The organism is Serratia rubidaea, from assembly GCF_016026735.1.
GTDB lineage: Bacteria > Pseudomonadota > Gammaproteobacteria > Enterobacterales > Enterobacteriaceae > Serratia_B > Serratia_B rubidaea.
Genome location: NZ_CP065640.1, coordinates 1,105,206 through 1,125,333, shown reverse-complemented (window position 1 = coordinate 1,125,333; position 20,128 = coordinate 1,105,206). Strand labels below are relative to the sequence as shown.

Here is a 20,128-nt window from a genome sequence, read left to right as displayed (position 1 = left end):
GAATTAACAACGGAGTATTTCCATGCCACGTCGTCGCGTAATCGGCCAACGTAAAATTCTGCCAGATCCTAAGTTCGGATCTGAGCTGCTGGCCAAATTTGTAAATATCCTGATGGTAGACGGTAAAAAATCTACCGCAGAAGCAATCGTCTATACCGCGCTGGAGACCCTGGCTCAGCGTTCTGGTAAAGATCACCTGGAAGCTTTTGAAGTAGCTCTGGACAACGTTCGCCCGACTGTCGAAGTTAAGTCGCGCCGCGTTGGTGGTTCTACTTACCAAGTACCAGTTGAAGTTCGTCCGGTTCGTCGCAATGCTCTGGCAATGCGCTGGATCGTTGATGCTGCTCGTAAACGCGGTGATAAATCCATGGCTCTGCGCCTGGCGAACGAACTGTCTGACGCAGCAGAGAACAAAGGTTCTGCTGTTAAGAAGCGTGAAGACGTTCACCGCATGGCCGAAGCCAACAAGGCGTTCGCGCACTACCGCTGGTAATCACCACGCTGTAGTTATGCTAACCAAGCGGGCGCTTCAAGAAGCTCACCCGCTTGGGTTAACTGAACTTGAACGCCTAAGGCAATAGAGGAATCAAATGGCTCGTACAACACCTATTGCACGCTACCGCAACATCGGTATCAGTGCACACATCGACGCCGGTAAAACCACCACTACCGAACGTATCCTGTTCTACACCGGTGTAAACCATAAACTCGGTGAAGTTCATGACGGCGCTGCCACCATGGACTGGATGGAACAGGAGCAGGAGCGTGGTATTACCATCACTTCTGCAGCGACAACTGCTTTCTGGTCTGGTATGGCCAAGCAGTATGAACCGCACCGCGTAAACATCATCGACACCCCGGGACACGTTGACTTCACCATCGAAGTAGAACGTTCCATGCGTGTGTTGGATGGCGCAGTGATGGTTTACTGTGCTGTTGGTGGTGTTCAGCCACAGTCTGAAACCGTATGGCGTCAGGCTAACAAATACAAAGTTCCACGTATCGCGTTCGTTAACAAAATGGACCGTATGGGTGCGAACTTCCTGAAAGTTGTTGACCAGATCAAAACCCGTCTGGGCGCAACTCCAGTTCCACTGCAGCTGGCGATCGGCGCTGAAGAAGCGTTCACCGGCGTTGTTGACCTGGTGAAAATGAAAGCCATCAACTGGAACGACGCTGACGCGGGCGTAACCTTCGAATACGAAGACATCCCTGCTGATATGGTCGAACTGGCTGACGAATGGCACCAGAACCTGATCGAATCCGCAGCTGAAGCTTCTGAAGAGCTGATGGAAAAATACCTGGGCGGCGACGAGCTGACCGAGGAAGAGATCAAGTCTGCACTGCGTCAGCGCGTGCTGAACAACGAAATCATCCTGGTAACCTGTGGTTCTGCATTTAAGAACAAAGGTGTTCAGGCGATGCTGGATGCGGTAATCGATTACCTGCCATCCCCAGTCGATGTTCCTGCGATCAACGGTGTTCTGGACGACGGTAAAGACACGCCGGCTGAGCGTCATGCTGACGACAAAGAGCCGTTTGCTGCTCTGGCGTTCAAAATCGCTACCGACCCGTTCGTAGGTAACCTGACCTTCTTCCGCGTTTACTCCGGTGTGGTTAACTCCGGCGATACCGTGCTGAACTCCGTGAAAGCTGCACGTGAGCGTTTCGGCCGTATCGTTCAGATGCACGCCAACAAACGTGAAGAGATCAAAGAAGTTCGCGCGGGCGACATCGCCGCGGCTATCGGTCTGAAAGACGTAACTACGGGTGACACCCTGTGTGATCCAGATGCGCCGATCATTCTGGAGCGTATGGAATTCCCTGAGCCGGTAATCTCCATCGCCGTTGAACCGAAAACCAAAGCTGACCAGGAAAAAATGGGTCTGGCTCTGGGCCGTCTGGCTAAAGAAGACCCGTCATTCCGCGTATGGACTGATGAAGAATCTAACCAGACCATCATCGCTGGTATGGGCGAGCTGCACCTCGACATCATCGTTGACCGTATGAAGCGTGAGTTCAACGTTGAAGCGAACGTCGGTAAACCACAGGTTGCTTATCGCGAAGCGATTCGCTCCAAAGTTACCGATATCGAAGGTAAGCACGCCAAGCAGTCTGGTGGTCGTGGTCAGTACGGTCACGTTGTGTTTGACATGTACCCGCTGGAGCCAGGCTCTAACCCGAAAGGTTACGAGTTCATCAACGACATCAAGGGTGGTGTAATTCCAACCGAATACATCCCTGCCGTTGATAAAGGCATCCAGGAGCAGCTGAAAGCTGGTCCGCTGGCTGGTTACCCAGTAGTAGATCTCGGCGTGCGTCTGCACTTCGGTTCTTACCACGACGTTGACTCCTCTGAACTGGCGTTTAAACTGGCCGCTTCCATTGCCTTTAAAGATGGCTTTAAGAAAGCGAACCCAGTTCTGCTTGAGCCTATCATGAAGGTTGAAGTGGAAACTCCAGAAGAGAACACTGGTGACGTCATCGGTGACCTGAGCCGTCGTCGTGGTATGCTGCGCGGTCAGGAATCTGAAGTAACTGGCGTTAAGATCCACGCTGAAGTACCGCTGTCTGAAATGTTCGGATATGCAACTCAGCTGCGTTCTCTGACCAAAGGTCGTGCATCATACACCATGGAATTCCTGAAGTATGATGATGCGCCGAACAACGTTGCTCAGGCCGTTATTGAAGCCCGTGGTAAATAAGCCTTAGGGTTAAAACCAAAGTCCCGTGCTCTCTCCTTATGGGGAGAGCGCTATAGTAAGGAATATAGCCGTGTCTAAAGAAAAATTTGAACGTACAAAACCGCACGTTAACGTTGGTACTATCGGCCACGTTGACCACGGTAAAACTACCCTGACTGCAGCAATCACTACCGTACTGGCTAAAACCTACGGCGGTGCTGCTCGCGCATTCGACCAGATCGATAACGCGCCAGAAGAAAAAGCTCGTGGTATCACCATCAACACTTCTCACGTTGAGTATGACACCCCGACTCGTCACTACGCGCACGTTGACTGCCCAGGGCACGCCGACTACGTGAAAAACATGATCACCGGTGCAGCGCAGATGGACGGCGCAATCCTGGTAGTAGCAGCGACTGACGGCCCAATGCCTCAGACCCGTGAGCACATCCTGCTGGGCCGCCAGGTAGGCGTACCTTACATCATCGTATTCATGAACAAATGCGACATGGTAGATGATGAAGAGCTGCTGGAACTGGTAGAGATGGAAGTTCGCGAACTGCTGTCTGCTTACGACTTCCCAGGCGACGACCTGCCGGTAATCCGTGGTTCCGCGCTGAAAGCGCTGGAAGGCGAAGCCGAGTGGGAAGCGAAAATCGTTGAGCTGGCAGAAGCGCTGGACAGCTACATCCCAGAGCCAGAGCGTGCTGTAGACAAGCCGTTCCTGCTGCCAATCGAAGACGTATTCTCCATCTCCGGTCGTGGTACCGTTGTTACCGGTCGTGTAGAGCGCGGTATCATCAAAGTTGGTGAAGAAGTAGAAATCGTAGGTATCAAAGACACCGTTAAGTCTACCTGTACTGGCGTAGAAATGTTCCGCAAACTGCTGGACGAAGGCCGTGCTGGTGAGAACGTAGGTGTTCTGCTGCGTGGTATCAAGCGTGAAGAAATCGAACGTGGTCAGGTACTGGCGAAGCCAGGTTCAATCAAGCCGCACACCCAGTTCGAATCTGAAGTGTACATTCTGTCCAAAGACGAAGGCGGCCGTCATACTCCGTTCTTCAAAGGCTACCGTCCACAGTTCTACTTCCGTACAACTGACGTGACCGGTACCATCGAACTGCCAGAAGGCGTAGAGATGGTAATGCCAGGCGACAACGTGAACATGAAAGTTACTCTGATTCACCCAATCGCAATGGACGACGGTCTGCGTTTCGCAATCCGTGAAGGCGGCCGTACCGTAGGCGCGGGTGTTGTTGCTAAAGTTATCGCTTAATCGCTGATAATTTATCAACACAATAAAGAGGGCACTTCGGTGCCCTTTTTTTATACAAATTGTGCAAATCTTAATTGAAATAAAAAGCATTCTTATTTAGACTTACTCAAAGGTTAAGAAGTGAGTCTCCTATGTACGTATGCCTGTGTAATGCCGTGACTGACAAAGCAATTCGTAAAGCGGTGCGTCAGCACAGCCCCCATACCATGAAGCAGCTGCGAGACCTGGTGCCGATTGGTAGTGACTGCGGGAAATGCATTCGCCAGGCACGTCAGATTATGGTGGAGGAACGCGCAGCCATTATTCATATGCATGAAGTTGCCTAACAGAAGGTAAGGTCATTTTTTGACTCTTGACGCACAGGTTCTACACTTTTAGAACTGGTCAGGAGGAATACCTTATGAAAGGCGATAAAAAGATCATTGCGCATCTCAACAAACTGCTCGGCAACGAGTTGGTTGCCATCAATCAATACTTCCTACACGCCCGCATGTTCAAGAATTGGGGCTTAATGCGCCTCAACGACAAGGAATATCACGAGTCCATCGATGAAATGAAGCACGCCGATCGCTATATCGAGCGTATTTTGTTTCTGGAAGGCATCCCGAATTTACAAGATCTCGGCAAACTGAATATCGGTGAAGATATTGAGGAGATGCTGCGCTCGGATCTGGCGCTGGAGCTGGATGGCGCCAAGAACTTGCGTGAAGGCATCGCCTACGCCGACTCCATCCATGACTATGTCAGCCGCGATCTGATGATTGAGATTCTGGCGGATGAAGAAGAGCATATCGACTGGCTGGAAACCGAGCTGGACCTTATCCAGCGGCTGGGTATTCAAAATTACGCACAGGCCCAGGTGCTGGAGCGTAAAGAGTGACGTAACCCGTCGCCTGCCACTGAACCGCCGGCAGCCTGGTTGCCGGCAGGGCAGGTAGCGCCCGCCGTTTTGTTTCCATCCGCATCAATCCCCATCCATGTCACGAAAACGCCGATATTCTGCGCATATTTTCATCTGCGCCTTGCTTTGACGCTCATTTTGCGTATAATGCGCGGGCTTACCTAATCTTGGTAGCCTGATTTTAGCGAATCAGTCGATCGGCAGCCATTTGTGCCTTTCGAACAATACTCCCGATATGGGAGTTATATGTTGACGATTACACTCCCCCATCAATCGAAATGGGTGTGAGGAGTAATTATTTACGTTTATAAAATAATTGGAGCTCTGGTCTCATGCAGAACCAAAGAATCCGTATCCGCCTGAAAGCGTTTGATCATCGTCTGATCGATCAATCAACCGCGGAAATCGTCGAGACTGCTAAGCGCACTGGTGCGCAAGTCCGTGGTCCGATCCCGCTGCCGACCCGCAAAGAGCGTTTTACCGTTCTGATCTCTCCGCACGTCAACAAAGACGCGCGCGATCAGTACGAAATCCGTACTCACAAGCGTCTGGTTGACATCGTTGAGCCAACCGAGAAAACCGTTGATGCTCTGATGCGTCTGGATCTGGCTGCCGGTGTAGACGTGCAGATCAGCCTGGGTTAATCAGGTCATTGAGCGATTGAGAGGTTGAAACAATGATTGGTTTAGTCGGTAAAAAAGTGGGCATGACTCGCATCTTCACTGAAGAAGGCGTTTCCATCCCAGTAACCGTAATCGAAATTGAAGCGAACCGCGTAACTCAGGTTAAGAGCCTGGATAACGACGGATACAGTGCCATTCAGGTCACCACCGGTAGCAAAAAAGCGAACCGCGTGACCAAGCCTGAAGCTGGCCATTTCGCTAAAGCTGGCGTTGAAGCTGGCCGTGGTCTGTGGGAATTCCGCCTGGAAGAAGGTCAGGAATACACTGCAGGTCAGGAAATTAGCGTAGAAATCTTCGCTGACGTTAAAAAAGTTGACGTAACCGGTACTTCTAAAGGTAAAGGTTTTGCTGGCACTGTTAAGCGCTGGAATTTCCGTACCCAAGACGCTACCCACGGCAACTCCTTGTCTCACCGCGTTCCGGGTTCTATCGGTCAGAACCAGACTCCGGGCAAAGTGTTCAAAGGCAAGAAAATGGCAGGCCACCTGGGTGACGAACGCGTAACCGTTCAGAGCCTGGACGTAGTACGTGTTGACGCTGAGCGCAACCTGCTGCTGGTAAAAGGTGCTGTTCCGGGTGCAACCGGTGGCAACCTGATCGTTAAACCAGCTGTGAAGGCGTAAGGGGATAGCAATGGAATTAGTATTGAAAGACGCGCAAAGCGCGCTGACTGTTTCCGAAACTACCTTCGGTCGTGATTTCAACGAAGCGCTGGTACACCAGGTTGTTGTTGCTTATGCAGCAGGTGCCCGTCAAGGTACTCGTGCTCAGAAGACCCGTGCTGAAGTGACCGGTTCCGGTAAGAAACCGTGGCGCCAGAAAGGTACTGGCCGTGCGCGTTCAGGTTCTGTTAAGAGCCCGATCTGGCGTTCCGGTGGTGTGACCTTCGCTGCGAAGCCACAAGACCACAGTCAGAAAGTTAACAAAAAGATGTACCGCGGCGCGCTGAAAAGCATCCTGTCCGAACTGGTACGTCAAGATCGTCTGATCGTTGTCGAAAAGTTCTCTGTTGAAGCGCCTAAAACTAAGCTGCTGGCACAGAAACTGAAAGATATGGCCCTGGAAGACGTGCTGATTGTAACCGGCGAAGTCGATGAGAATCTGTTCCTGGCTGCCCGCAACCTGTACAAGGTTGACGTGCGCGATGTAGCAGGTATCGATCCAGTTAGCCTGATCGCCTTCGACAAAGTGGTTATGACTGCTGATGCTGTGAAGCAAGTTGAGGAGATGCTGGCATGATCCGTGAAGAACGTTTGCTGAAAGTGCTGCGTGCACCGCACGTATCTGAGAAAGCATCTGCAGCGATGGAAAAATCAAACACCATCGTACTCAAAGTTGCCAAAGACGCGACCAAAGCAGAAATCAAAGCTGCAGTGCAGAAACTGTTTGAAGTCGAAGTCAAAGACGTGAGCACCCTGGTTGTTAAAGGGAAAGTGAAGCGTCACGGTCAGCGTATCGGTCGTCGTAGCGACTGGAAAAAAGCTTACGTCACCCTGAAAGAAGGCCAGAATCTGGACTTCATCAGCGGCGCAGAGTAAGTCGGAGGAGTAAGAACAATGGCAATTGTTAAATGTAAACCTACATCTCCGGGTCGTCGCCACGTTGTTAAAGTGGTTAACCCTGAGCTGCACAAGGGTAAACCTTATGCCCCGCTGCTGGAAAAACTGAGCAAAAGCGGTGGTCGTAACAACAATGGCCGTATCACCACCCGTCATATCGGTGGTGGCCACAAGCAACACTATCGTCTGGTTGACTTCAAACGCAACAAAGACGGCGTGTCTGCAGTGGTTGAGCGTCTGGAGTACGATCCGAACCGTTCCGCGAACATCGCGCTGGTTCTGTACAAAGACGGCGAACGCCGTTACATCCTGGCGCCGAAAGGCCTGAAAGCTGGTGACCAGATCCAATCTGGTGTTGATGCTGCGATCAAAGTGGGCAACGCCCTGCCAATGCGCAACATCCCAGTTGGTTCAACGGTTCACAACGTAGAAATGAAACCAGGTAAAGGCGGCCAGATGGCGCGTTCTGCCGGTGCCTACGTTCAGATCGTTGCTCGTGATGGTTCCTACGTAACTCTGCGTCTGCGCTCTGGCGAAATGCGTAAAGTTCCTGCAGATTGCCGCGCCACCCTGGGTGAAGTCGGTAACTCAGAACACATGCTGCGCGTCCTGGGTAAAGCAGGTGCTGCACGTTGGCGTGGTGTTCGTCCTACCGTTCGCGGTACGGCGATGAACCCGGTAGATCACCCGCACGGTGGTGGTGAAGGTCGTAACTTTGGTAAGCACCCGGTTTCTCCGTGGGGCGTTCAGACCAAAGGTAAGAAGACCCGTAGCAACAAGCGTACTGATAAATTCATCGTACGTCGCCGTAGCAAAAAATAATTAGAGGATAAGCCATGCCACGTTCTCTCAAGAAAGGTCCTTTTATTGACCTGCACTTGCTGAAGAAGGTAGAGAAAGCGGTGGAAAGCGGTGACAAGAAGCCAGTGCGCACTTGGTCCCGTCGTTCAACGATCTTTCCTAACATGATCGGTTTGACCATCGCTGTCCATAATGGTCGTCAGCACGTACCAGTATTCGTTTCCGATGAAATGGTCGGTCACAAACTGGGTGAATTCGCGCCGACTCGTACTTATCGCGGCCATGCGGCTGATAAAAAAGCTAAAAAGCGCTAAGGTAGGAGGAAGAGATGGAAACTATCGCTAAACATCGCCACGCTCGTTCTTCTGCTCAGAAGGTTCGCCTTGTTGCTGACCTGATCCGCGGTAAGAAAGTGTCGCAAGCTCTGGAAACTTTGACCTACACCAACAAGAAAGCTGCTGGTCTGGTTAAAAAAGTACTGGAGTCTGCCATTGCTAACGCAGAACACAACGATGGCGCTGACATCGATGATCTGAAAGTTACGAAAATCTTCGTAGACGAAGGCCCAAGCATGAAGCGCATTATGCCGCGTGCGAAAGGTCGTGCAGATCGCATCCTGAAGCGCACCAGCCACATTACTGTGGTTGTGTCCGATCGCTGAGACTCTGGAGACTAGCAATGGGTCAGAAAGTACATCCTAATGGTATTCGCCTGGGTATTGTCAAACCTTGGAACTCTACCTGGTATGCGAATACCAAAGAATTCGCTGACAACCTGGACAGCGACTTTAAAGTTCGTCAATTCCTGACTAAGGAACTGGCTAAAGCGTCCGTATCTCGTATCGTTATCGAGCGTCCGGCCAAGAGCATCCGTGTAACCATTCACACTGCTCGCCCGGGTATCGTTATCGGTAAAAAAGGTGAAGACGTAGAAAAACTGCGCAAGGTCGTAGCGGACATCGCTGGCGTTCCTGCACAGATCAACATCGCCGAAGTCCGTAAACCGGAACTGGACGCTAAATTGGTTGCTGACAGCATCACTTCACAGCTGGAACGTCGCGTCATGTTCCGTCGTGCTATGAAGCGTGCTGTACAGAACGCAATGCGTCTGGGCGCTAAAGGCATCAAAGTTGAAGTAAGCGGCCGTCTTGGCGGTGCTGAAATCGCACGTACCGAATGGTACCGCGAAGGTCGTGTTCCATTGCACACTCTGCGTGCGGACATCGACTACAACACGTCTGAAGCGCACACCACTTATGGTGTAATCGGCGTTAAGGTATGGATCTTCAAAGGTGAGATCCTGGGTGGTATGGCTGCAGTTGAACAACCGGAACCGGCTGCTCAACCTAAAAAGCAGCAGCGTAAAGGCCGCAAGTAAGGAGAGTCGCTGATGTTACAACCAAAGCGTACAAAATTCCGTAAGGTGCACAAGGGCCGCAACCGTGGTCTGGCGCAAGGTACGGATGTTAGCTTCGGCACTTTCGGTCTGAAAGCTGTTGGCCGTGGCCGTCTGACTGCTCGTCAAATCGAAGCAGCACGTCGTGCAATGACTCGTGCAGTTAAGCGTCAAGGTAAAATCTGGATCCGTGTATTCCCGGACAAACCAATTACCGAGAAGCCGCTGGAAGTTCGTATGGGTAAAGTTAAGGGTAACGTGGAGTACTGGGTTGCTCTGATCCAGCCTGGTAAAGTCCTGTACGAAATGGACGGTGTGTCTGAAGAGCTGGCCCGTGAGGCATTCAAGCTGGCAGCAGCGAAACTGCCGATCAAAACCACCTTTGTAACCAAGACGGTGATGTAATGAAAGCACAAGAGCTGCGTGAAAAAAGCGTTGAAGAGCTGAACACTGAGCTGCTCAACCTGCTGCGTGAGCAATTCAACTTGCGCATGCAAGCGGCGAGTGGCCAGCTGCAACAAACTCACCTGTTGAAACAAGTGCGCCGTGATGTCGCACGCGTTAAGACTTTACTGACTGAGAAGGCGGGTGCGTAATGACCGATAAAATCCGTACTCTGCAGGGTCGTGTTGTTAGCGATAAAATGGAGAAATCCATCGTTGTTGCTATCGAACGTTTCGTGAAGCACCCGATCTACGGGAAATTCATCAAGCGTACGACTAAATTGCACGTACATGACGAGAACAACGAATGTGGCGCTGGCGACGTGGTGGAAATCCGCGAATGCCGTCCACTGTCTAAGACTAAGTCCTGGACGTTGGTTCGCGTTGTAGAGAAAGCGATTCTGTAATAGAGTAGCTGGCTCTCACTTGATAAACGGCTCAGAAAATGAGCCGTTTATTTTTTCTACCCATCCTAAGGAAGCGGTGTTATAATGCTGCGCCCTCAGTTATGGGGCTTTTCAACGACCTAAATTTCTTAGGTCTTTAAAGTAGTAGTTGACATTAGCGGAGCACTAAAATGATCCAAGAACAGACTATGCTGAACGTCGCCGATAACTCCGGTGCTCGTCGCGTAATGTGTATCAAGGTTCTAGGTGGCTCGCACCGTCGCTACGCAGGCGTCGGCGATATCATCAAGATTACCATCAAGGAAGCAATTCCACGTGGTAAGGTGAAGAAAGGCGATGTGCTGAAGGCGGTAGTGGTGCGCACCAAGAAGGGTGTACGTCGCCCGGACGGTTCTGTCATTCGCTTCGATGGAAATGCATGCGTTATTTTGAACAATAACAGCGAGCAACCTATCGGTACGCGTATTTTTGGGCCGGTAACTCGTGAACTGCGTAATGAGAAGTTCATGAAAATTATCTCTCTGGCACCAGAAGTACTCTAAGGAGCGAACCATGGCAGCGAAAATCCGTCGTGATGACGAAGTTATCGTGCTTACCGGGAAAGACAAAGGTAAACGCGGTAAAGTAAAAAATGTCCTGTCTGCTGGTAAGGTCATTGTTGAAGGTATCAACCTGGTTAAGAAACACCAGAAGCCGGTTCCGGCTCTGAACCAACCAGGCGGCATCGTTGAAAAAGAAGCTGCAATTCAGGTTTCTAACGTTGCTATCTTCAACGCGGCAACCGGCAAGGCTGACCGTGTAGGCTTTAGATTCGAAGACGGCAAAAAAGTCCGTTTCTTCAAGTCTAACAGCGAAACTATCAAGTAATTTGGAGTAATACGATGGCGAAACTGCATGATTACTACAAAGACGAGGTAGTTAAACAACTGATGTCTCAGTTTAACTACAATTCTGTCATGCAAGTCCCTCGGGTCGAGAAGATCACCCTGAACATGGGTGTTGGTGAAGCGATCGCTGACAAGAAACTGCTGGACAACGCAGCAGCTGACCTGGCAGCAATCTCCGGCCAAAAGCCGTTGATCACCAAAGCTCGCAAATCTGTTGCAGGCTTCAAAATCCGTCAGGGCTATCCAATCGGCTGCAAAGTAACTCTGCGTGGCGAACGCATGTGGGAGTTCTTTGAGCGTCTGATTTCCATTGCTGTACCACGTATCCGTGACTTCCGTGGCCTGTCCGCCAAGTCATTCGATGGCCGTGGTAACTACAGCATGGGTGTGCGTGAGCAAATCATCTTCCCAGAGATCGACTACGATAAAGTCGATCGCGTACGTGGTCTGGATATTACCATCACCACTACTGCGAACTCTGATGATGAAGGCCGCGCGCTGCTGGCTGCTTTTAACTTCCCGTTCCGCAAGTAAGGCAGGGTTAACTTATGGCTAAGCAATCAATGAAAGCACGCGAAGTAAAGCGCGTGAAATTAGCTGACAAGTTCTTTGCTAAACGCGCTGAACTGAAAGCTATCATCTCTGATGTGAACGCGTCCGATGAAGATCGTTGGAACGCTGTTCTCAAGCTGCAAACTCTGCCGCGTGATTCCAGCCCGTCTCGTCAGCGTAACCGCTGCCGCCAAACTGGCCGTCCACATGGTTATGTGGGCAAATTCGGGTTGAGCCGTATTAAGCTGCGTGAAGCCGCCATGCGCGGTGAAGTACCAGGCTTGAAAAAGGCTAGCTGGTAATTGTCACCAATTGAATCACGGGAGTAAAGACAGATGAGCATGCAAGATCCGATCGCGGATATGCTGACCCGTATCCGTAACGGTCAAGCCGCGAACAAAGTTGCGGTCACCATGCCTTCCTCCAAGCTGAAAGTGGCAATTGCCAACGTGCTGAAGGAAGAAGGTTTTATTGAAGATTTCAAAATCGAAGGCGACGCCAAGCCTGTTCTGGAACTGGTACTGAAGTACTTCCAGGGCAAAGCTGTGGTAGAGAGCATTCAGCGTATCAGCCGTCCAGGTCTGCGCATCTATAAGAAAAAAGATGAGCTGCCAAAAGTTATGGCCGGTTTGGGTATCGCTGTCGTTTCTACCTCTAAAGGTGTTATGACCGATCGTGCAGCTCGCCAGGCTGGTCTGGGTGGCGAGATTATCTGCTACGTAGCTTAATTCGGGAGGAAAGAATGTCTCGTGTTGCAAAAGCACCCGTCGTCATTCCTGCCGGCGTAGAGGTAAAACTCAACGGTCAGGTTATTTCGATTAAGGGTAAAAACGGCGAGCTGACTCGTACAGTCCACGATGCCGTTATCGTTAAGCAAGAAGAAAACGCACTGACTTTCGCTCCGCGCGAAGGTTTCGCGAACGCTTGGGCCCAGGCGGGCACCACGCGCGCTCTGCTGAACGCAATGGTTATCGGTGTTACCGAAGGCTTCTCCAAGAAGCTTCAACTGGTAGGTGTTGGTTATCGCGCAGCGGTCAAAGGCAATGTGATTAACCTGTCATTAGGTTTCTCACACCCGGTTGACCATCAGCTGCCAGCAGGTGTTACTGCTGAATGCCCAAGCCAAACTGAAATCGTGCTGAAAGGCGCTGATAAGCAGGTTATTGGCCAGGTTGCTGCAGAGCTGCGTGCCTACCGTCGTCCTGAGCCTTACAAAGGCAAGGGTGTCCGTTACGCCGACGAAGTCGTGCGTACCAAAGAGGCTAAGAAGAAGTAAGGTAACACTATGGATAAGAAATCTGCTCGTATCCGTCGTGCGACCCGCGCACGCCGCAAGCTCAAAGAACTGGGTGCAACTCGCCTGGTGGTACATCGTACCCCGCGTCACATTTACGCACAGGTAATTGCTGCAAATGGTTCTGAAGTTCTGGTAGCCGCTTCTACTGTAGAAAAAGCTATCACTGAGCAACTGAAGTATTCCGGTAACAAAGACGCAGCAGCAGCAGTAGGTAAAGCTATCGCTGAGCGCGCGTTGGAAAAAGGCATCAAAGATGTTTCCTTTGACCGTTCCGGTTTCCAATATCATGGTCGAGTCCAGGCACTGGCAGATGCTGCCCGTGAAGCTGGCCTTCAGTTCTAAGGAAGAGGTTTAAGATGGCTCACATCGAAAAACAAGCTGGCGAACTGCAGGAAAAGCTGATCGCGGTAAACCGCGTATCTAAAACCGTAAAAGGTGGCCGTATTTTCAGCTTTACCGCACTGACTGTCGTTGGTGATGGTAACGGTCGCGTTGGTTTTGGCTACGGCAAAGCACGCGAAGTTCCGGCAGCGATCCAGAAAGCGATGGAAAAAGCCCGTCGCAACATGATGAATGTCGCGCTGAACAGCGGCACCCTGCAGCACCCTGTTAAAGGTGTTCACACGGGTTCTCGTGTGTTCATGCAGCCGGCTTCAGAAGGTACCGGTATCATCGCCGGTGGTGCAATGCGCGCCGTTCTGGAAGTCGCAGGGGTACACAACGTATTGGCTAAAGCTTATGGTTCCACCAACCCGATCAACGTGGTTCGTGCAACTATCGATGCTCTGGCAAATATGAAGTCTCCTGAAATGGTCGCTGCCAAGCGTGGTAAATCCGTTGCAGACATTCTGGGGTAATTGACCATGGCTAAGACTATTAAAGTTACACAAACTCGCAGTTCCATTGGCCGTCTGCCGAAGCATAAAGCTACGCTGCTGGGCCTGGGTCTGCGTCGCATTGGTCACACCGTTGAGCGTGAGGATACTCCTGCTGTACGCGGTATGATCAACCTGGTTTCCTACATGGTTAAAGTTGAGGAGTAACAGATGCGTTTAAATACTCTGTCTCCGGCTGAAGGTGCCAAGCATGCGCCGAAGCGTGTAGGTCGTGGTATTGGTTCTGGCCTGGGTAAAACCGGCGGCCGTGGTCACAAAGGTCAGAAGTCTCGTTCTGGCGGTGGCGTACGTCGTGGTTTCGAAGGTGGTCAGATGCCTCTGTACCGTCGTTTGCCGAAATTCGGCTTCACTTCACGCAAAGCGATGATCACGGCAGAAGTACGTCTGTCTGAACTGGCTCTGATTGAAGGCGATGTTATCGACCTGAACACGCTGAAAGCCGCTAACGTTGTTGGTACCCAGATCGAATTCGTGAAAGTTATGCTTTCTGGCGAAATCGCTCGTCCGGTTACCCTGCGTGGTCTGCGTGTCACCAAAGGCGCTCGTGCTGCTATCGAAGCTGCTGGCGGTAAAATTGAGGAATAAGTGAGCTGATGGCTAAGCAACCAGGATTAGATTTTCAAAGTGCTAAAGGTGGGCTCGGCGAGCTGAAGCGCAGACTTTTGTTTGTTATCGGCGCGCTGATTGTCTTCCGTATCGGCTCTTTCATTCCGATTCCTGGTATCGATGCCACTGTGCTTGCCAAATTGCTCGAACAGCAGAGAGGCACTATCATTGAAATGTTTAACATGTTCTCTGGTGGTGCCCTCAGCCGTGCTTCTATCTTTGCGCTGGGGATCATGCCGTATATTTCGGCCTCGATCATTATCCAGCTGCTGACGGTGGTTCATCCGGCGTTGGCGGAAATAAAGAAAGAAGGGGAGGCTGGCCGTCGCAAGATTAGCCAGTATACCCGCTACGGCACGCTGGTATTGGCCATATTCCAGTCGATCGGTATTGCTACCGGTCTGCCGAATATGCCTGGTATGCAAGGCCTGGTGATTAATCCAGGCTTTGCGTTCTACTTTACTGCGGTTGTGAGCCTGGTGACCGGGACAATGTTCCTGATGTGGCTGGGTGAACAGATTACTGAACGCGGTATCGGCAACGGTATCTCGATCATTATCTTCGCGGGTATTGTAGCGGGCTTACCGCCGGCAATTGGTCATACTATCGAGCAAGCCCGGCAAGGCGACCTGCACTTCCTCCTGTTGCTGCTGGTAGCAGTATTGGTGTTTGCAGTGACCTTCTTTGTCGTCTTCATGGAGCGTGGTCAACGTCGTATCGTCGTTAACTATGCGAAGCGTCAACAAGGTCGTCGCGTTTATGCAGCACAGAGTACGCACTTACCGTTGAAAGTGAACATGGCGGGCGTTATCCCGGCGATCTTCGCTTCCAGCATTATCCTGTTCCCGGCCACGATAGCATCCTGGTTTGGGGGAGGTACCGGTTGGAACTGGCTGACAACAATTTCGATGTATTTGCAGCCTGGACAGCCGCTTTATGTGTTACTCTATGCGTCTGCAATCATCTTCTTCTGTTTCTTCTACACGGCGTTGGTTTTCAACCCGCGTGAAACAGCAGATAACCTGAAGAAGTCCGGTGCCTTCGTACCAGGAATTCGTCCGGGAGAACAAACGGCGAAGTACATCGATAAAGTAATGACGCGTTTAACCCTGGTGGGCGCGATGTACATTACTTTCATCTGCCTGATCCCGGAGTTCATGCGTGATGCAATGAAAGTACCATTCTACTTTGGTGGTACCTCGCTACTGATCGTGGTTGTCGTCATCATGGACTTTATGGCTCAAGTGCAAACTCTGATGATGTCAAGTCAGTACGAGTCTGCATTGAAGAAAGCAAACCTGAAAGGCTATAACCGCTAGTCGGGTTTTGTTTGAGAAGTTACGGAGAGTAAAAATGAAAGTTCGTGCTTCCGTCAAGAAATTATGTCGTAACTGCAAAATCGTTAAGCGTAACGGTGTTATCCGCGTGATTTGCAGCGTCGAGCCGAAGCATAAACAGCGTCAAGGCTGATTATCTCGCATATTTTTCTTGCAAAGTTGGGTTGAGCTGGCTAGATTAGCCAGCCAATCTTTTTTATGTAACTGTGACACTATTTGAGTATCCTGAAAACGGGCTTTTCAGAATGGTGTTGCTGTAAAACTAAGTAGGAGTGCATAGTGGCCCGTATAGCAGGCATTAACATTCCTGATCATAAACATACCGTAATCGCCTTAACGTCGATTTTCGGCATCGGCAAAACCCGCTCACAGGCTATCTGTGCTGCGACTGGTATTGCTGAACATGTTAAGATCAGTGAGCTGTCTGAAGAGCAGATTGAACAGCTGCGTGAAGCTGTCGCCAAATACACTGTTGAAGGTGATCTGCGCCGTGAAGTTACCCTGAGCATCAAGCGTCTGATGGACCTTGGTTGCTATCGTGGTTTGCGTCATCGTCGTGGTCTGCCAGTTCGCGGTCAGCGTACTAAGACTAACGCACGTACCCGTAAGGGTCCGCGTAAGCCGATCAAGAAATAATCGGGGTGATTGAATAATGGCAAAGGCACCTGTTCGTACACGTAAGCGTGTAAGAAAGCAAGTCTCTGACGGCGTGGCTCATATCCATGCTTCTTTCAACAACACCATCGTTACCATCACTGATCGTCAGGGTAATGCATTGGGTTGGGCAACTGCCGGTGGTTCCGGTTTCCGTGGTTCTCGTAAGTCCACTCCGTTCGCAGCACAGGTTGCCGCTGAACGTTGTGCAGACGCAGTAAAAGAATACGGTATCAAGAACCTGGAAGTTATGGTTAAAGGACCTGGTCCTGGTCGTGAGTCTACTATCCGCGCTCTGAACGCGGCTGGTTTCCGCATCACTAACATTACTGATGTGACTCCGATCCCTCATAACGGTTGTCGTCCGCCGAAAAAGCGCCGCGTATAACGCAGCTTTTAGGTTTGTTGGAGAAAGAAAATGGCAAGATATTTGGGTCCTAAGCTCAAGCTGAGCCGTCGTGAGGGCACAGACCTGTTCCTTAAGTCTGGCGTTCGCGCGATCGATTCAAAATGCAAAATTGAACAACCGCCTGGTCAGCACGGTGCGCGTAAACCGCGTCTGTCTGATTACGGTGTGCAGTTGCGTGAGAAGCAGAAAGTTCGCCGTATCTACGGTGTGCTGGAGCGTCAATTCCGCAACTATTACAAAGAAGCAGCACGTCTGAAAGGCAACACCGGTGAAAACCTGTTGCAACTGCTGGAAGGTCGTCTGGACAACGTCGTTTACCGCATGGGCTTCGGCGCCACGCGTGCAGAAGCACGTCAGCTGGTTAGCCACAAAGCTATCATGGTAAATGGTCGCGTTGTTAACATCGCTTCTTATCAGGTATCTCCGAATGACGTAGTCAGCATCCGCGAGAAAGCGAAAAAGCAGTCTCGTGTTAAGGCCGCTTTGGAGCTGGCTGAGCAGCGTGAAAAGCCGACTTGGCTGGAAGTTGATGCTGCCAAGATGGAAGGCGTGTTCAAGCGTATGCCTGAACGTACCGATCTGTCTGCGGACATTAACGAACACCTGATCGTCGAGCTTTACTCCAAGTAAAGCTTAGTACCAAAGAGAGGACACAATGCAGGGTTCTGTGACAGAGTTTCTAAAACCGCGCCTGGTAGATATCGAGCAAGTCAGTTCGACGCACGCCAAGGTGACCCTTGAGCCTTTAGAGCGTGGCTTTGGCCATACTCTTGGCAACGCACTGCGCCGTATTCTGCTTTCATCTATGCCGGGTTGCGCGGTGACCGAGGTTGAGATTGATGGTGTACTGCATGAGTACAGCACCAAAGAAGGCGTACAGGAAGACATCCTGGAAATCCTGCTCAACCTGAAAGGGCTGGCGGTGAGAGTTCAAGGCAAAGATGAAGTTATTCTTACCCTGAATAAATCTGGCATTGGCCCTGTGACCGCTGCCGACATTACCCATGATGGTGATGTCGAAATCGTCAAGCCGCAGCACGTTATCTGCCACCTGACCGATGAAAACGCTGCTATCAGCATGCGTATCAAAGTTCAGCGTGGTCGTGGTTATGTGCCGGCTTCTGCCCGAATTCATTCGGAAGAAGATGAGCGCCCAATCGGTCGTCTGTTGGTTGACGCCTGCTACAGCCCTGTAGAGCGTATTGCCTACAATGTTGAAGCTGCGCGTGTAGAACAGCGTACTGACCTGGACAAGCTGGTCATCGAAATGGAAACCAATGGCACGATCGATCCTGAAGAGGCGATCCGCCGTGCGGCAACCATTCTGGCAGAACAACTGGAAGCTTTCGTTGACTTACGTGATGTACGTCAGCCGGAAGTGAAAGAAGAGAAACCAGAATTCGATCCGATCCTGCTGCGCCCTGTTGACGATCTGGAATTGACTGTCCGCTCTGCTAACTGCCTCAAGGCAGAAGCTATCCACTACATCGGTGATCTGGTACAGCGTACCGAGGTTGAGTTGCTGAAAACGCCGAACCTGGGTAAAAAATCTCTTACCGAGATTAAAGACGTGCTGGCCTCACGTGGTCTGTCTCTGGGCATGCGCCTGGAAAACTGGCCGCCGGCAAGCATTGCTGACGAGTAACCGGATCACAGGTTAAGGTTTTACTGAGAAGGATAAGGTCATGCGCCATCGTAAGAGTGGTCGTCAACTGAACCGTAACAGCAGCCATCGCCAGGCTATGTTCCGTAACATGGCCGGCTCTTTGGTTCGTCATGAAATCATCAAGACGACCCTGCCAAAAGCGAAAGAGCTGCGTCGCGTTGTTGAGCCGCTGATTACTCTTGCCAAGACCGACAGCGTAGCTAATCGTCGTCTGGCATTCGCCCGTACTCGTGATAACGAGATCGTGGCAAAACTGTTTAACGAGCTGGGCCCGCGTTTCGCGAGCCGTGCCGGTGGTTACACTCGCATTCTGAAGTGTGGCTTCCGCGCAGGCGACAACGCGCCGATGGCATACATCGAGCTGGTTGATCGTGCTGAGTCTCAAGCAGAAGCAGCAACTGCAGAGTAATCTGTAGAAGCGTAAAAAAACCGGGCTTGCCCGGTTTTTTTACGCCTATTCACAGCCAATTGTGCTGCCCTCCGGTTATCTGCTTTAAGATCCCCCTCCCTATCCGCTATGCTAGCGCAAAGATTGCATGCTGAGGAATCATACAATGTGGTTACTCGATGAGTGGGCTGAACGCCATATTCGTGACGCGCAAGATAACGGTGAGTTTGAGAACTTACCAGGCCAAGGCAAACCGCTGGAACTTGACGATGACAGTGCGGTGCCGGCAGAACTGCGTTCCGGCTTTCGCCTGTTAAAGAACGCCGGTTATCTGCCGCCGGAATTAGAGGCCCGTAAGGAAGCGTTGACCATTGCTGCCTTGCTGCAGGAAATTAACAGTGAACACCCTGACTACGTTGCATTAAGCAAGCGCATGGCGCTGTTGGAATATCGTTTGCAGCAAGCCGGGATGAGTACCGATTTCCTGCATGGTGAGTACCATCAGGTGATTAATGGTAAATTTGGGCCGGAGGAAAGCTAATGTTTAAAATTGGCCAGCTCGCCAAGCTCGCGGGCGTTACGCCGGATACCGTGCGTTATTATGAAAAGCAGGGCATGATGGCGCACAACGTGCGGACCGAAGGGGGTTACCGCCTGTATAGCGAGCAGGACTTACAACGCCTGCGCTTTATTCGTTATGCCAAGCAGCTGGGCTTTACCCTGGAAACTATCGCCGAACTGCTGTCGATCCGCGTGGATCCTGAACATCACACCTGCCAGGAATCAAAATCCATTGTGGATGCGCGTTTGCAGGAAGTGGAGCAGAAACTGCTGGAGCTGACGCGGATGCGGGAGTCATTACGGCGCTTGAGCGATGCCTGCTGCGGCAGCGCACATACCAGCACCTATTGCTCTATTCTTGAAGCCCTGGAACAGGGGGCCAGCGACGGCAGCGACAAAAAAGCGGGGCATCACTGCTGAACCGCTGTTATTTGTTTCTGTTCGGCGCTATTATCTGCCCGATTTATATCCATCCTAATATCAGGAGTAATACCATGACGAAATACCGTCACACCAAAGGCAAGATACAAGACAACGCGCTTGAAGCGTTATTGCACGATCCCTTATTCCGCCAGCGGGTGGAGAAGAATAGCAAAGGGAAAGGCAGCTACCGGCGTAAAGAAAAACACGGCAAAGGGGCAAACTGGGAGGCCAGTGGTAAACAATCAGGCGATTATTTACCACTGGCCTTCTGGTTTTAAGGTATAAAAAAGCCCTCTAGCGAGG

General features: G+C 51.2%; 36 protein-coding genes. All 36 read left to right on the top strand.

Annotation, left to right across the window (positions count from 1 at the left end; all coding sequences use genetic code 11):
• The first annotated feature begins 22 nt into the window (after positions 1 to 22).
• The 36 genes from rpsG to I6G83_RS05060 all read left to right on the top strand — a co-directional run bounded on the left by rpsG (position 23) and on the right by I6G83_RS05060 (position 20,103).
• Positions 23 to 493: a 30S ribosomal protein S7 gene (gene rpsG, locus I6G83_RS05235; RefSeq protein ID WP_004956203.1), complete on the top strand. Its 471-nt coding sequence runs from the start codon at positions 23 to 25 to the stop codon at positions 491 to 493.
• A 97-nt stretch (positions 494 to 590) separates the two neighbouring features.
• The gene (gene fusA / locus I6G83_RS05230; RefSeq protein WP_054307779.1) at positions 591 to 2,705 is read left to right on the top strand and encodes an elongation factor G; all 2,115 of its coding nucleotides are present in this window, start codon (positions 591 to 593) and stop codon (positions 2,703 to 2,705) included.
• Positions 2,706 to 2,775: 70 nt separating this feature from the next.
• A complete protein-coding gene (gene tuf, locus I6G83_RS05225) occupies positions 2,776 to 3,960 on the top strand; it encodes an elongation factor Tu (RefSeq protein ID WP_015344220.1) in 1,185 nt (394 codons plus the stop codon).
• Between the two features lie 131 nt (positions 3,961 to 4,091).
• On the top strand, positions 4,092 to 4,286 hold the full coding sequence (gene bfd / locus I6G83_RS05220) for a bacterioferritin-associated ferredoxin (RefSeq protein ID WP_054307850.1): 195 nt from the start codon (positions 4,092 to 4,094) through the stop codon (positions 4,284 to 4,286).
• A 74-nt stretch (positions 4,287 to 4,360) separates the two neighbouring features.
• A complete protein-coding gene (gene bfr, locus I6G83_RS05215; RefSeq protein ID WP_015962150.1) occupies positions 4,361 to 4,840 on the top strand; it encodes a bacterioferritin in 480 nt (159 codons plus the stop codon).
• Positions 4,841 to 5,193: 353 nt separating this feature from the next.
• The gene (gene rpsJ, locus I6G83_RS05210; RefSeq protein WP_001181005.1) at positions 5,194 to 5,505 is read left to right on the top strand and encodes a 30S ribosomal protein S10; all 312 of its coding nucleotides are present in this window, start codon (positions 5,194 to 5,196) and stop codon (positions 5,503 to 5,505) included.
• 32 nt (positions 5,506 to 5,537) lie between these two features.
• Complete coding sequence (rplC, locus tag I6G83_RS05205) at positions 5,538 to 6,167, top strand: 50S ribosomal protein L3 (RefSeq protein ID WP_015962149.1); 630 nt, start codon at positions 5,538 to 5,540, stop codon at positions 6,165 to 6,167.
• A gap of 10 nt (positions 6,168 to 6,177) precedes the next feature.
• Positions 6,178 to 6,783, top strand: coding sequence for a 50S ribosomal protein L4 (gene rplD, locus I6G83_RS05200; protein WP_004956192.1), 606 nt, complete (start codon positions 6,178 to 6,180; stop codon positions 6,781 to 6,783).
• Entirely contained in the window at positions 6,780 to 7,082 is a 303-nt protein-coding gene (rplW, locus tag I6G83_RS05195) for a 50S ribosomal protein L23 (RefSeq protein WP_015962148.1), read from the top strand. Before rplD ends, rplW begins: the two co-directional genes overlap by 4 nt.
• An 18-nt stretch (positions 7,083 to 7,100) precedes the next feature.
• On the top strand, positions 7,101 to 7,925 hold the full coding sequence (rplB, locus tag I6G83_RS05190; RefSeq protein WP_015962147.1) for a 50S ribosomal protein L2: 825 nt from the start codon (positions 7,101 to 7,103) through the stop codon (positions 7,923 to 7,925).
• Positions 7,926 to 7,939: 14 nt separating this feature from the next.
• Positions 7,940 to 8,218 carry a 30S ribosomal protein S19 gene (rpsS, locus tag I6G83_RS05185; protein WP_015962146.1) on the top strand — a complete coding sequence of 93 codons (279 nt, stop codon included), beginning with the start codon at positions 7,940 to 7,942 and terminating at the stop codon, positions 8,216 to 8,218.
• Between the two features lie 14 nt (positions 8,219 to 8,232).
• Positions 8,233 to 8,565, top strand: a complete 333-nt coding sequence (gene rplV / locus I6G83_RS05180; RefSeq protein WP_002223844.1) for a 50S ribosomal protein L22 — start codon at positions 8,233 to 8,235, stop codon at positions 8,563 to 8,565.
• A gap of 17 nt (positions 8,566 to 8,582) precedes the next feature.
• Positions 8,583 to 9,281: a 30S ribosomal protein S3 gene (gene rpsC, locus I6G83_RS05175; protein WP_004956187.1), complete on the top strand. Its 699-nt coding sequence runs from the start codon at positions 8,583 to 8,585 to the stop codon at positions 9,279 to 9,281.
• 12 nt (positions 9,282 to 9,293) lie between these two features.
• Positions 9,294 to 9,704 carry a 50S ribosomal protein L16 gene (gene rplP, locus I6G83_RS05170; protein ID WP_054307851.1) on the top strand — a complete coding sequence of 137 codons (411 nt, stop codon included), beginning with the start codon at positions 9,294 to 9,296 and terminating at the stop codon, positions 9,702 to 9,704.
• On the top strand, positions 9,704 to 9,895 hold the full coding sequence (gene rpmC, locus I6G83_RS05165) for a 50S ribosomal protein L29 (protein ID WP_015962144.1): 192 nt from the start codon (positions 9,704 to 9,706) through the stop codon (positions 9,893 to 9,895). The genes rplP and rpmC overlap by 1 nt, the downstream gene beginning before the upstream one ends.
• Positions 9,895 to 10,149 carry a 30S ribosomal protein S17 gene (gene rpsQ / locus I6G83_RS05160; protein WP_015962143.1) on the top strand — a complete coding sequence of 85 codons (255 nt, stop codon included), beginning with the start codon at positions 9,895 to 9,897 and terminating at the stop codon, positions 10,147 to 10,149. The genes rpmC and rpsQ overlap by 1 nt, the downstream gene beginning before the upstream one ends.
• Positions 10,150 to 10,319: 170 nt before the next feature.
• The gene (gene rplN / locus I6G83_RS05155) at positions 10,320 to 10,691 is read left to right on the top strand and encodes a 50S ribosomal protein L14 (RefSeq protein ID WP_000613954.1); all 372 of its coding nucleotides are present in this window, start codon (positions 10,320 to 10,322) and stop codon (positions 10,689 to 10,691) included.
• A 10-nt stretch (positions 10,692 to 10,701) separates the two neighbouring features.
• On the top strand, positions 10,702 to 11,016 hold the full coding sequence (gene rplX / locus I6G83_RS05150) for a 50S ribosomal protein L24 (RefSeq protein WP_015962142.1): 315 nt from the start codon (positions 10,702 to 10,704) through the stop codon (positions 11,014 to 11,016).
• Positions 11,017 to 11,030: 14 nt separating this feature from the next.
• The gene (gene rplE / locus I6G83_RS05145) at positions 11,031 to 11,570 is read left to right on the top strand and encodes a 50S ribosomal protein L5 (protein ID WP_004956175.1); all 540 of its coding nucleotides are present in this window, start codon (positions 11,031 to 11,033) and stop codon (positions 11,568 to 11,570) included.
• 14 nt (positions 11,571 to 11,584) lie between these two features.
• Entirely contained in the window at positions 11,585 to 11,890 is a 306-nt protein-coding gene (gene rpsN / locus I6G83_RS05140; protein WP_004956173.1) for a 30S ribosomal protein S14, read from the top strand.
• A 33-nt stretch (positions 11,891 to 11,923) separates the two neighbouring features.
• Positions 11,924 to 12,316 (top strand): 30S ribosomal protein S8, encoded by a 393-nt coding sequence (rpsH, locus tag I6G83_RS05135; protein WP_004929753.1) that lies wholly within the window; start codon positions 11,924 to 11,926, stop codon positions 12,314 to 12,316.
• Between the two features lie 14 nt (positions 12,317 to 12,330).
• Entirely contained in the window at positions 12,331 to 12,864 is a 534-nt protein-coding gene (gene rplF, locus I6G83_RS05130; protein ID WP_015962141.1) for a 50S ribosomal protein L6, read from the top strand.
• 9 nt (positions 12,865 to 12,873) lie between these two features.
• Positions 12,874 to 13,227 (top strand): 50S ribosomal protein L18, encoded by a 354-nt coding sequence (gene rplR / locus I6G83_RS05125; protein ID WP_015962140.1) that lies wholly within the window; start codon positions 12,874 to 12,876, stop codon positions 13,225 to 13,227.
• A gap of 14 nt (positions 13,228 to 13,241) precedes the next feature.
• Complete coding sequence (gene rpsE, locus I6G83_RS05120) at positions 13,242 to 13,742, top strand: 30S ribosomal protein S5 (RefSeq protein WP_015962139.1); 501 nt, start codon at positions 13,242 to 13,244, stop codon at positions 13,740 to 13,742.
• A 6-nt stretch (positions 13,743 to 13,748) separates the two neighbouring features.
• Positions 13,749 to 13,928, top strand: a complete 180-nt coding sequence (gene rpmD, locus I6G83_RS05115; RefSeq protein WP_013573701.1) for a 50S ribosomal protein L30 — start codon at positions 13,749 to 13,751, stop codon at positions 13,926 to 13,928.
• Positions 13,929 to 13,931: 3 nt separating this feature from the next.
• Positions 13,932 to 14,366, top strand: a complete 435-nt coding sequence (gene rplO, locus I6G83_RS05110) for a 50S ribosomal protein L15 (RefSeq protein ID WP_015962138.1) — start codon at positions 13,932 to 13,934, stop codon at positions 14,364 to 14,366.
• A gap of 8 nt (positions 14,367 to 14,374) precedes the next feature.
• A complete protein-coding gene (gene secY, locus I6G83_RS05105; protein WP_015962137.1) occupies positions 14,375 to 15,706 on the top strand; it encodes a preprotein translocase subunit SecY in 1,332 nt (443 codons plus the stop codon).
• 34 nt (positions 15,707 to 15,740) lie between these two features.
• The gene (gene rpmJ / locus I6G83_RS05100) at positions 15,741 to 15,857 is read left to right on the top strand and encodes a 50S ribosomal protein L36 (RefSeq protein WP_015962136.1); all 117 of its coding nucleotides are present in this window, start codon (positions 15,741 to 15,743) and stop codon (positions 15,855 to 15,857) included.
• 146 nt (positions 15,858 to 16,003) lie between these two features.
• Complete coding sequence (gene rpsM / locus I6G83_RS05095) at positions 16,004 to 16,360, top strand: 30S ribosomal protein S13 (protein ID WP_015962135.1); 357 nt, start codon at positions 16,004 to 16,006, stop codon at positions 16,358 to 16,360.
• Between the two features lie 16 nt (positions 16,361 to 16,376).
• Complete coding sequence (rpsK, locus tag I6G83_RS05090) at positions 16,377 to 16,766, top strand: 30S ribosomal protein S11 (RefSeq protein WP_004929731.1); 390 nt, start codon at positions 16,377 to 16,379, stop codon at positions 16,764 to 16,766.
• A gap of 30 nt (positions 16,767 to 16,796) precedes the next feature.
• Complete coding sequence (gene rpsD, locus I6G83_RS05085) at positions 16,797 to 17,417, top strand: 30S ribosomal protein S4 (RefSeq protein ID WP_015962134.1); 621 nt, start codon at positions 16,797 to 16,799, stop codon at positions 17,415 to 17,417.
• A 25-nt stretch (positions 17,418 to 17,442) separates the two neighbouring features.
• Entirely contained in the window at positions 17,443 to 18,432 is a 990-nt protein-coding gene (locus I6G83_RS05080) for a DNA-directed RNA polymerase subunit alpha (RefSeq protein ID WP_002919219.1), read from the top strand.
• Between the two features lie 40 nt (positions 18,433 to 18,472).
• Positions 18,473 to 18,862: a 50S ribosomal protein L17 gene (rplQ, locus tag I6G83_RS05075; protein WP_015962133.1), complete on the top strand. Its 390-nt coding sequence runs from the start codon at positions 18,473 to 18,475 to the stop codon at positions 18,860 to 18,862.
• 145 nt (positions 18,863 to 19,007) lie between these two features.
• A complete protein-coding gene (locus I6G83_RS05070; RefSeq protein WP_015962132.1) occupies positions 19,008 to 19,382 on the top strand; it encodes a DnaJ family domain-containing protein in 375 nt (124 codons plus the stop codon).
• Positions 19,382 to 19,822, top strand: a complete 441-nt coding sequence (gene zntR / locus I6G83_RS05065) for a Zn(2+)-responsive transcriptional regulator (RefSeq protein ID WP_054307852.1) — start codon at positions 19,382 to 19,384, stop codon at positions 19,820 to 19,822. Before I6G83_RS05070 ends, zntR begins: the two co-directional genes overlap by 1 nt.
• Before the next feature lie 74 nt (positions 19,823 to 19,896).
• Positions 19,897 to 20,103 carry an alternative ribosome-rescue factor A gene (locus I6G83_RS05060; RefSeq protein ID WP_054307853.1) on the top strand — a complete coding sequence of 69 codons (207 nt, stop codon included), beginning with the start codon at positions 19,897 to 19,899 and terminating at the stop codon, positions 20,101 to 20,103.
• Positions 20,104 to 20,128: the final 25 nt, after the last annotated feature.